The 10,017-nt window shown below is 67.6% G+C and carries 8 protein-coding genes, 1 tRNA gene and 1 pseudogene; 7 read left to right on the top strand and 3 right to left on the bottom strand.

The window, feature by feature from the left end; genetic code table 11:
- Positions 1–638 precede the first annotated feature (638 nt).
- The 5 genes from G3I19_RS30520 (at position 639) to G3I19_RS30500 (ending at position 6,381) form a co-directional block, all read left to right on the top strand.
- On the top strand, positions 639–1,868 hold the full coding sequence (locus tag G3I19_RS30520) for a branched-chain amino acid ABC transporter substrate-binding protein (protein ID WP_343235254.1): 1,230 nt from the start codon (positions 639–641) through the stop codon (positions 1,866–1,868).
- Positions 1,869–1,971: 103 nt separating this feature from the next.
- On the top strand, positions 1,972–2,904 hold the full coding sequence (locus G3I19_RS30515; RefSeq protein ID WP_164266957.1) for a branched-chain amino acid ABC transporter permease: 933 nt from the start codon (positions 1,972–1,974) through the stop codon (positions 2,902–2,904).
- Between the two features lie 20 nt (positions 2,905–2,924).
- The gene (locus G3I19_RS30510) at positions 2,925–4,712 is read left to right on the top strand and encodes a branched-chain amino acid ABC transporter permease (RefSeq protein WP_164266958.1); all 1,788 of its coding nucleotides are present in this window, start codon (positions 2,925–2,927) and stop codon (positions 4,710–4,712) included.
- Between the two features lie 8 nt (positions 4,713–4,720).
- A complete protein-coding gene (locus G3I19_RS30505; protein WP_164266956.1) occupies positions 4,721–5,668 on the top strand; it encodes an ABC transporter ATP-binding protein in 948 nt (315 codons plus the stop codon).
- Positions 5,665–6,381: an ABC transporter ATP-binding protein gene (locus G3I19_RS30500; protein ID WP_164266955.1), complete on the top strand. Its 717-nt coding sequence runs from the start codon at positions 5,665–5,667 to the stop codon at positions 6,379–6,381. Before G3I19_RS30505 ends, G3I19_RS30500 begins: the two co-directional genes overlap by 4 nt.
- Positions 6,382–6,518: 137 nt before the next feature.
- Here G3I19_RS30500 and G3I19_RS30495 read toward each other — a convergent pair whose 3' ends face one another.
- Positions 6,519–7,172, bottom strand: coding sequence for a response regulator (locus tag G3I19_RS30495; RefSeq protein WP_164266954.1), 654 nt, complete (start codon positions 7,170–7,172; stop codon positions 6,519–6,521).
- Positions 7,173–7,265: 93 nt separating this feature from the next.
- On the opposite strand from G3I19_RS30495, the gene G3I19_RS30490 reads away from it, so the two are divergent.
- Positions 7,266–7,352 (top strand) — tRNA-Leu (locus G3I19_RS30490).
- 81 nt (positions 7,353–7,433) lie between these two features.
- Complete coding sequence (locus G3I19_RS30485; RefSeq protein WP_343235253.1) at positions 7,434–8,222, top strand: helix-turn-helix domain-containing protein; 789 nt, start codon at positions 7,434–7,436, stop codon at positions 8,220–8,222.
- Positions 8,223–8,228: 6 nt separating this feature from the next.
- Here the strand turns inward: G3I19_RS30485 and pyk are convergent, their stop codons facing one another.
- Positions 8,229–9,665, bottom strand: a complete 1,437-nt coding sequence (gene pyk, locus G3I19_RS30480) for a pyruvate kinase (RefSeq protein ID WP_164266952.1) — start codon at positions 9,663–9,665, stop codon at positions 8,229–8,231.
- A 156-nt stretch (positions 9,666–9,821) separates the two neighbouring features.
- Positions 9,822–10,017, bottom strand: a pseudogene (locus G3I19_RS30475) (hypothetical protein); the annotation flags it as partial.

The raw sequence follows: 10,017 nt of genomic DNA, 5'->3' as shown, positions 1-10,017 counted from the left end.
GCGCCGTGCCCCGCGCCCGGGAGCGGGGCCCACGGCCAAGGCCCCGTAGCCGGGCCGACGCCCGGGACCCACAGTCCGGCCCTCCACGACCGCCACCCACTCCCGCGCCCCATAGCCGCCCCCTAGCCGGCGCCCATATCCGCGCCCCGCACCCCGCGTCCGCGCCCCCGGCGGTCGGATCCGGCAGCCGGACCATCGGCCGTCGCGTTTTCACGTAACGCTGCGTAACACAATCGCAAAGAATGAGCGAGTCCGCGCGAGTCCGCGACCGCTCGGCACCCCGCCGCCCGCCCGCCGGGCGGCGGCTTCGCGACATCCCCGCCACGCACCCGCCGACAGCACCATGATTGCCTCAAGCCCCTTAGCGGAACTGCACGTTCTCACATCCCGGGCAGATACATGGTGACCGCATTTCTCCCAACTGTCCGCAGTGCGCCTGCCGTTCGCGGCTCCGGGCATAACAAGACAGTCACATCCTGACCTTCAACGGTCCGCACTTCCGTCACCTGCGCTTAGAGTCACGCCCAGTCACCGCGCCGCCGGGCGCGTCTGCAGCACGGCCCTGCACCAATCCAGTACGGCCCGGCGAGACCTACGGCGCCTCAGCAGAGGCGGCGGCGCCAGGGAGAGGATTCATCGTGCGACAGCGTTCGTTGCTCATACTCACCACCGTGCTGACCACAGGCGCACTGACACTCACCGCTTGTGGATCGCGCGACAACAAGGACAGCAAGGGCAGCAGCGACAGCAAGACCGAGGTCGTCATCGGCGTCGACGCGCCGCTCACCGGAGCGAACTCCGCCACCGGCCTCGGCATCCAGGGCGGCGTCAGGGTCGCCATCGATGACGCGAACAAGAACAACACCGTGCCCGGCGTGAAGTTCAGCATCAAGGCGCTCGACGACAAGGCCCTGCCCCCGACCGGCCAGCAGAACGCCTCGGCGCTCGTCGCCGACAACAAGGTCCTCGGCGTCGTCGGACCGCTCAACTCCGGTGTCGCACAGACCATGCAGCAGGTCTTCGCCACCGCCAACCTGGTCGAGATCTCCCCGGCGAACACCGCCCCCGAGCTCACCCAGGGCAAGAACTGGCAGACCTCGAAGACCCGCCCGTACAAGACGTACTTCCGCACCGCGACCACGGACGCCCTCCAGGGCGGCTTCGCCGCGCAGTACGCCGGGCAGACGCTCAAGAAGAAGAAGGTCTTCGTCGTCGACGACAAGCAGACCTACGGCGCGGGTCTCGCCAAGCTCTTCAAGTCCAACTTCCTGAAGGCGGGCGGCAAGCTGGCCGGCCAGGACCACGTCAACACCGGGGACAAGGACTTCTCCACCCTCGTCACCAAGATCAAGAACTCCGGCGCCGACATCCTCTACTACGGCGGCCAGTACGACGAGTCGCAGATCATCACCAAGCAGCTCAAGGACGCCGGCGCCCACATCCCGCTGATGGGCGGCGACGGCATGTTCTCGCCCACCTACATCAAGACCGCGGGCAAGGCGGCCGAGGGCGACCTCGCCACCTCGGTCGGTGTCCCCGTCGAGTCGCTGCCCGCCGCCAAGGACTTCATCACGAAGTACAAGGCCGCCAAGTACACCGGTGACTACGGGACTTACGGCGGTTACTCCTACGACGCCGCCACCGCCATCATCAAGGCCGTCGGCGCCGTGGTGAAGGACGGCAAGGTCCCGTCCGACGCCCGCCAGCAGATCGTCGACGCCGTCCAGAAGACGGACTTCGACGGCATCGCGGGCCATGTCTCCTTCGACAAGTACGGCGACACGACCAACAAGCAGCTCACTGTCTACCAGGTCAAGAACGGCGCCTGGAAGGCCGTCAAGAGCGGCGTCTACACGCCCGCCGGCTGACCAGGACCACCGCAGTGCACAGGCCGCGCGGCCACGACCTACCGGTCACCGCGCGGCCCGCAGTCTCCCATCGCTCACTTCCCACCCACATGGAGGCCATGCGGTGAACTCCCTGCCGCAACAGCTGGCCAACGGGCTGTTCCTCGGCTCGATGTACGGGCTGATAGCCATCGGATACACGATGGTGTACGGCATCGTCCAGCTCATCAACTTCGCCCACGGCGAGATATTCATGACCGGCGGCTTCGGCGCTCTGACGGTCTACATGTACGTGCTGCCCGACGGCACCTCGATGTGGATCGCCCTGCCGGCCATGCTCGTGGGCGGCGCCATCGTCGCCGTACTCGTCGCCGTCGGAGCCGAACGCTTCGCCTACCGGCCTCTGCGCGGCGCACCACGGCTCGCACCGCTCATCACCGCCATCGGCCTCTCCCTCGCACTGCAGCAGGCGGTCTTCAACTGGTACCCGGGCGCCGAGAACGCCCGCGTCTTCCCGCCCCTGCCCGGCGGCCCGTACCACCTCGGCTCCATCGACATCCAGAGCGGCGACCTCTTCCTGATCATCGCGGCCCCCCTCTGCATGGCCGCACTCGCCGTCTTCACCCGGACCTCCCGCACCGGCCGTGCCATGCAGGCCACCGCCCAGGACCCCGACACCGCCCAGCTCATGGGCATCGACACCAACCGCATCATCGTCATCGCGTTCGCCATCGGCGGCCTCTTCGCCGCCGTCGCCGGCATCGCGTACGGCTTCAAGATCGGCAACGTCGACTACAGCATGGGCTTCCAGGCCGGCCTCAAGGCGTTCACCGCGGCCGTGCTCGGCGGCATCGGCAACATCTACGGCGCCATGCTCGGCGGTCTCGTCCTCGGTGTCGCCGAAGTCATGGCCACCGCCTACATCGACCAGGTACCGGGCATGCAGCAGCTCGGCGGCCAGGCATGGTCGGCCGTCTGGGCCTTCGTCCTGCTGATTCTCGTACTGCTCCTACGACCACAAGGTCTACTGGGCGAACGCGTCGCGGACAGGGCGTGACGGACATGGACACCACGGACATGGACACCAACGAGGCCGGCCGGGCCAACGAGCCCGCCGGCGCGGCGCCGCTGATCCCGCTTCCGCTGACCGCCGCCCGCGCGGTCACCGCGGCGGGCGCCGTCATCACCATCGTCAGCGCCTTCCTCTCCTGGACCTGGAAGTCCGACTTCGCCGACGACCTGACCTACTCGGGGAACCCCTCAGGGCTCCAGTTCCTCGCGGTCATCGGCGGAGTCGTCACCCTCCTCTTCGTCCTCGGCCACGCCCGCGTACGCGGACTGCGCTGGCTCAACCCCAGCGGGGCCACCGCCCCGGTCTTCCTCGCGGCACTCGCCGCGTTCGCCGTCGTCTGGTACGTCGTTCTCGCCATCGCCTTCGAACTCGGCGGGCTCGTCAACCTCGACCCGGGCGGCTGGATCGCGGCCGTGGGCAGCGCACTCGCCCTAGTCGGCACCCTGGCACTGCCCAGGCCGGGCACCACGGCCAAGTCCTACTTCGCCAAGGCCGACCCGATCCCCGCCGCCCGTGCACTGCCGGCCTGGGGGCAGCGGGTGGTCATCACCGCCGCCACCGTGCTCGGCCTGATCGTCTTCACGTACGGCATCGGTGTCCCCGACGAACAGCCGGAAGTCTTCGTCTCGTTCGTCCTGCTCGTCGTCTTCACCGCCTGGGCCGCTTTCGGCGCCGGACTCACCGACCGCTTCTCCGAACTCAACGCCCGGCACAAAGGATTCGCCACCTCCATGGCCTTCCTCGCCGCGGCGATCTTCCCCTTCACCCAGAGCGAGGACCACAACGCCAACCTCGGCGTGAACATCCTCATCTTCGGCACCGTCGCCCTCGGCCTCAACATCGTCGTCGGCCTCACCGGACTGCTCGACCTCGGGTACGTCGCATTCCTCGGCGTCGGCGCCTACGCGGCCGCACTGGTCTCCGGCTCCGAGTTCTCCACCTTCTCCGGTGTCCAGTTCCCCTTCTGGGCGGCCGCCCTGACCGGAATGGCAGCCTCCCTGATCTTCGGCGTCCTCATCGGCGCCCCCACCCTGCGACTGCGCGGCGACTACCTCGCGATCGTCACCCTGGGCTTCGGAGAGATCTTCCGCATCGCCGTGAACAGCCTGGACGGCTCATCGGGCCCCGACATCACCAACGGACCCAACGGCATCCCCTCCATCCCCGACCTGGAACTCTTCGGGTTCAACCTCGGCGCTTCCCATGACATCGCCGGTTTCACCATCGGCCGCTTCGCCAACTACTTCTTCCTCATGCTGGTGATCACCGGACTCGTCGTCCTGGTCTTCAACCGCGCCGCCGACTCCCGTATCGGCCGCTCCTGGATCGCCATCCGCGAGGACGAGACAGCGGCCACCGCCATGGGCATCAACGGCTTCCGGGTCAAGCTCATCGCCTTCGCGCTCGGCGCCACCCTCGCGGGCCTCGCCGGTACGGTCAGCGCCCACGTGACCTACAGCGTCACGCCCGCCCCGTACCAGTTCGCCGGAGCAGCGCCGCCCAACTCGGCCTTCCTGCTGGCGGCCGTGGTGCTCGGCGGGATGGGCACGGTCGGCGGCCCGATCCTGGGTGCCACCTTCCTCTACCTCATCCCGGAGAAGCTCGGCTTCCTCAAGCAGTACGAACTGCTCGCCTTCGGCATCGCGCTCGTCCTGCTGATGCGCTTCCGCCCCGAAGGCGTCATCGCCAACCGGCGGCGCCAGCTCGAATTCCACGAGGACGGCGCACCCGGCCTGCCGGACCAACGGAAACCCGGCGACGACACCGTCCCCGCAGGCAAGGCAGGGGCGTGAGGAACGACATGACCACGCAAACGACCACGCAGGCCCCGGAAGCCACCGGCGCCCCCGTGCTCCGGGCCGAAGGCGTCATCATGCGCTTCGGCGGCCTCACCGCCGTACGCGACGTCGACCTCACCGTCAACGCGGGAGAGATCGTCGGCCTCATCGGCCCCAACGGCGCCGGCAAGACCACCTTCTTCAACTGCCTCACCGGCCTCTACGTCCCCACCGAGGGCAAGGTCAGCTACAAGGGCACCGTCCTGCCGCCCAAACCGCACCTCGTCACGAAAGCGGGCATCGCCCGTACCTTCCAGAACATCCGGCTCTTCGCCAACATGACGGTCCTGGAGAACGTCCTCGTCGGACGCCACACCAGGACCAAGGAGGGCCTCTGGTCGGCCATCGTGCGCGGCCCCGGCTTCCACCGGGCCGAGGCCCGATCCCGCGAACGGGCCACGGAACTCCTGGAGTTCATCGGTCTCGCCCACAAGGCCGGCCACCTCGCGCGGAACCTCCCGTACGGCGAGCAGCGCAAGCTCGAAATCGCCCGCGCCCTCGCCAGCGAACCGGGGCTGCTGCTGCTCGACGAACCCACCGCGGGGATGAACCCCCAGGAGACCCGCGCCACCGAGGAGCTGGTCTTCGCCATCCGGGACCGGGGCATCGCCGTCCTCGTCATCGAGCACGACATGCGGTTCATCTTCAACCTCTGCGACCGCGTCGCCGTTCTCGTCCAGGGCGAGAAGCTCGTCGAGGGAACGTCGGAGGTGGTCCAGGGCGACGAACGCGTCATCGCGGCCTACCTCGGAACGCCCTTCGAGGGTGCACCGGGGGACGAGGAGGTGGCCGAGGTCGAGGCGGCCGAGGCCCAGAGCACGACAGGCCCCACCAGCACTGCGGACACGACAAGCACCACGGGCACGACCAGTACCACCGGCGACACCGGTACCGAAGGAGACACCCAGTGACCGCTCTCCTGGAGGTCCAGGACCTCAGGGTCGCCTACGGCAAGATCGAGGCCGTCAAGGGAATCTCCTTCAGCGTCGGCGCCGGCCAGGTCGTCACCCTGATCGGCACCAACGGCGCGGGCAAGACCACCACCCTGCGCACCCTTTCCGGGCTCATCAAGCCGGCCGGCGGGACGGTCACCTTCGACGGGAAGCCGCTCGCGGGCATCCCGGCCCACAAGGTCGTCGCCCTCGGCCTGGCCCACTCCCCCGAGGGCCGGCACATCTTCCCGCGCCTGTCGATCTTCGAGAACCTCCAGCTCGGGGCGTTCCTCAGGGACGACAAGGACGGCATCGAGAAGGACATCCAGCGCGCCTACGACCTCTTCCCGATCCTCGGCGAACGCCGGAAGCAGGCGGCGGGCACCCTCTCGGGCGGTGAGCAGCAGATGCTCGCCATGGGCCGGGCGCTGATGTCGCAGCCCAAGCTGCTGATGCTCGACGAGCCCTCCATGGGGCTCTCGCCGATCATGATGCAGAAGATCATGGAGACCATCGTCGAGCTCAAGTCCCAGGGCATGACGATCCTGCTCGTCGAGCAGAACGCGCAGGCGGCGCTCTCGCTCGCCGACCACGGCTATGTGATGGAGATCGGCCGGATCTCGCTCTCCGGCACCGGACATGACCTGCTGCACGACGAGTCGGTCCGCAAGGCGTACCTCGGCGAGGACTGACAGGACTGGCACAAGGCCCCGCACCAGACATGGCCCCGCACGGAGCAGGGCCCCGCACGACGAAAGCCGGACGGCCCGCCCCGCATATCTCCCGGGGCGGGCCGTCCGGCTTCTCACCGTCGTGGCGCTGGGTGCGCCTACTGCTCCTTGGCCGCCTTCTTCTCCTCGGCGTCCTCGATGACCGCCTCGGCGACCTGCTGCATCGACATCCGGCGGTCCATCGACGTCTTCTGGATCCACCGGAAGGCGGCCGGCTCGGTCAGCCCGTACTGCGTCTGCAGCACCGACTTCGCCCGGTCCACCAGCTTCCGCGTCTCCAGCCGCTGCGAGAGGTCCGCGACCTCCTGCTCCAGGGCCTTCAGCTCGGTGAAGCGGGACACGGCCATCTCGATGGCGGGCACGACGTCGCTCTTGGAGAACGGCTTGACGAGATACGCCATCGCTCCGGCGTCCCTGGCCCGCTCCACGAGGTCGCGCTGGGAGAAGGCGGTCAGCATCAGGACCGGGGCGATGGACTCCTCGGTGATCTTCTCGGCAGCGGAGATCCCGTCGAGGACGGGCATCTTCACATCGAGGATCACCAGATCGGGGCGGTGCTCCCGGGCCAGCTCGATGGCCCGCTGACCGTCACCGGCTTCACCGACGACCGCGTAGCCCTCTTCCTGGAGCATCTCTTTGAGGTCGAGGCGGATGAGGGCCTCGTCCTCGGCGATGACGACACGGGTCGTCAGCGGCGGGACGTGCGACTTGTCGTCGTCGGCGACAGGCTGGGGCGACTCGGAGGCGGTCACGGGGCTCCTTGATTCATGGCAGTACTGCTGCGAAGCAGCCTACCTACCTGCTGTGCGCTTCTGTTACCAGGTACACTTCTCACCGGCTACCAAGCCGGGTTGGCGCAATTGGCTGACGCGGAGGTCTCAAACACCTCTGTCCGAAAGGACATGTGGGTTCGAATCCCATACCCGGCACCATTCCGAAAGCGGATGTTCACGTTCTCGTGAATGTCCGCTCTTTGCTACTTGCAGGCACGCACCGTCACCCAGAGTGGTGACGTGATCTTCCACAGCGCAGAAGTCCGCCAGAAGGCGCTCGCCCTCCTCAGTTCCGGCGCCAGGGGCGCTGACGTCGCCCGTCAGCTGAACGTTCCTCGCGGCACGGTGTCGTACTGGCTCCACATGGACCGCTCCAAGCGGGGCGAGTGTCCGGGCTCGCACAACCCGATGTGTCATCGGTGCGATGGCGCCGATATCGACGAGGCGGCCTATGCCTACCTTCTCGGCCTCTACTTGGGCGACGGCCATATAAGCCAGTACTCCCAGCACCGCGTGCCGAACCTCATGATCACACTCGACGATTCCTGGCCTGGCATTCAGGACGCGGCCGAGGCAGCAATGCGCAAGGTGCTCCCGGACAATGCCACATGTCGGGTCCGTAAGACCGGCTGCCACAACATCAAGGTCTATTCGAAGCATCTTCCCTGCCTGTTCCCTCAGCACGGCCCGGGGAAGAAGCACGAGCGTAAGATCATGCTGGAGGGCTGGCAGCAGAGAATCGTTGACGCGAATCCGTGGGGATTCATCCGGGGGCTCATCCACTCGGACGGCTGCCGCATCACCAATTGGACCACTCGCCTCGTCAAGGGCGAGCAGAAGCGTTATGAGTACCCCCGGTACTTGTTCGCCAACAAGTCGGATGACATCCGAAAGCTGTTCGGTGACACGCTCAGCGCCGTGGGTGTCCAGTGGACAACGCTCGCACGCGGCAGCGACCCGTTCAACGTCTCCATCGCCCGACGGGCATCCGTGGCGCTCATGGATGCCAACGTCGGGCCGAAATACTGAACCGCCCTACTTCGGGGAATCGTCCTCCCCCACATGATGCACGCGGACCAGATTGGTGGAGCCCGCGACGCCGGGCGGGGAGCCTGCGGTGATGACCACGATGTCGCCCTTCCGGCAGCGGCCCGCCTTCAGGAGTTGTTCGTCCACCTGCGCGACCATTTCGTCCGTGGACTCCACATGCGGGCCGAGATAGGTCTCGACACCCCAGGTGAGGGTGAGCTGGGCCCGGGTCGCCGGGTCCGGGGTGAAGGCCAGTAGCGGGATCGGGGAGCGGTAGCGGGAGAGCCGCTTCGCGGTGTCGCCGGACTGCGTGAAGGCCACCAGCAGCTTCGCGCCCAGGAAGTCGCCCATCTCGGCTGCCGCGCGGGCGACGGCACCGCCCTGGGTGCGGGGCTTGTTCCGGTCGCTCAGCGGCGGCAGCCCGCGGGCGAGGATGTCCTCCTCGGCCGCCTCGACGATGCGGCCCATCGTCCGGACCGTCTCCACCGGGTACTTGCCGACACTGGTCTCGCCGGAGAGCATCACGGCGTCCGTGCCGTCGATGACCGCGTTCGCGACGTCCGACGCCTCGGCGCGGGTGGGCCGGGAGTTGTCGATCATCGAGTCGAGCATCTGGGTCGCGACGATCACGGGCTTGGCGTTGCGCTTGGCCAGCTTGACTGCGCGCTTCTGGACGATCGGCACCTGTTCGAGCGGCATCTCGACGCCGAGGTCACCGCGGGCGACCATGATGCCGTCGAAGGCCGCGACGATTCCGTCGATGTTCTCGACCGCCTGCGGCTTCTCGATCTTGGCGATGACGGGGAGCCTGCGCCCCTCCTCCTTCATGATCTGGTGGACCTCGTCGACGTCCTGGCCGCTGCGCACGAAGGAGAGCGCGATGATGTCGGCCCCGGTCCGCAGGGCCCAGCGGAGGTCGTCGGCGTCCTTCTCGGACATCGCGGGGACCGACACCGCGACACCGGGCAGGTTGAGCCCCTTGTGGTCGGAGACCATGCCTCCCTCGACCACCAGGGTGTGGACCCGGGGGCCGTCGACCGAGGTGACTTCGAGGGCGACCTTGCCGTCGTCGACGAGGATGCGCTCGCCGGTGGCGACATCTCCGGCGAGGCCGTCGTAGGTGGTGCCGCAGCTGCTCCGGTCGCCCCGGGCACCGGGGGCGACGGTGATGGTGAACTCGTCGCCGCGTTCAAGGAGTACGGGACCTTCGGCGAAGCGGCCCAGGCGGATCTTCGGGCCTTGAAGATCCGCGAGGATGCCGACGCTGCGGCCGGTCTCCTCAGCCGCCTTGCGGACGCGGTGGAAACGCTCCTCGTGCTCGGCGTAGCTGCCGTGGCTGAGATTGAATCGGGCCATGTCCATTCCGGCTTCGACCAGTGCCTTGATCTGGTCGTACGAGTCGGTCGCGGGGCCCAGGGTACAAACGATTTTTGCTCGGCGCATGATTCGAGCGTATGCCTTACCGATGGGTAAGTGATGGGTCACACATGACTACTCAACCACCTTTACATGAAAGGCTATTGACAACTGTTGAATTGTGCGCGGGGGCGCTCTGATGAGCAATTCCCGAAACCCGCGTGAAGGTCCTGCGGGGCCGGGTCAGAGTGCGGGTGGTGACATGGTGAATCGGGCGTTCACCTGTGCGTGAACGGTCTGGCGCTGGGGTTCGAGGTCGATGGCGCGTGGCTCGTCCGCAGCTCCCGGCGCCCCCGGCGCCCCGAACATGCGGCTGCCCGCGAAGCCGGAGGCCGGCGGGCGGGCGCCGTCCGCGCCGGGGTCGGCGAGCTCGACGAGG

This window comes from Streptomyces sp. SID10853, from assembly GCF_010548145.1.
Lineage (GTDB): Bacteria > Actinomycetota > Actinomycetes > Streptomycetales > Streptomycetaceae > Streptomyces.
The sequence above is the reverse complement of the archived record's forward strand: the minus strand, read 5'-3'. Positions and strand labels throughout refer to the sequence as shown.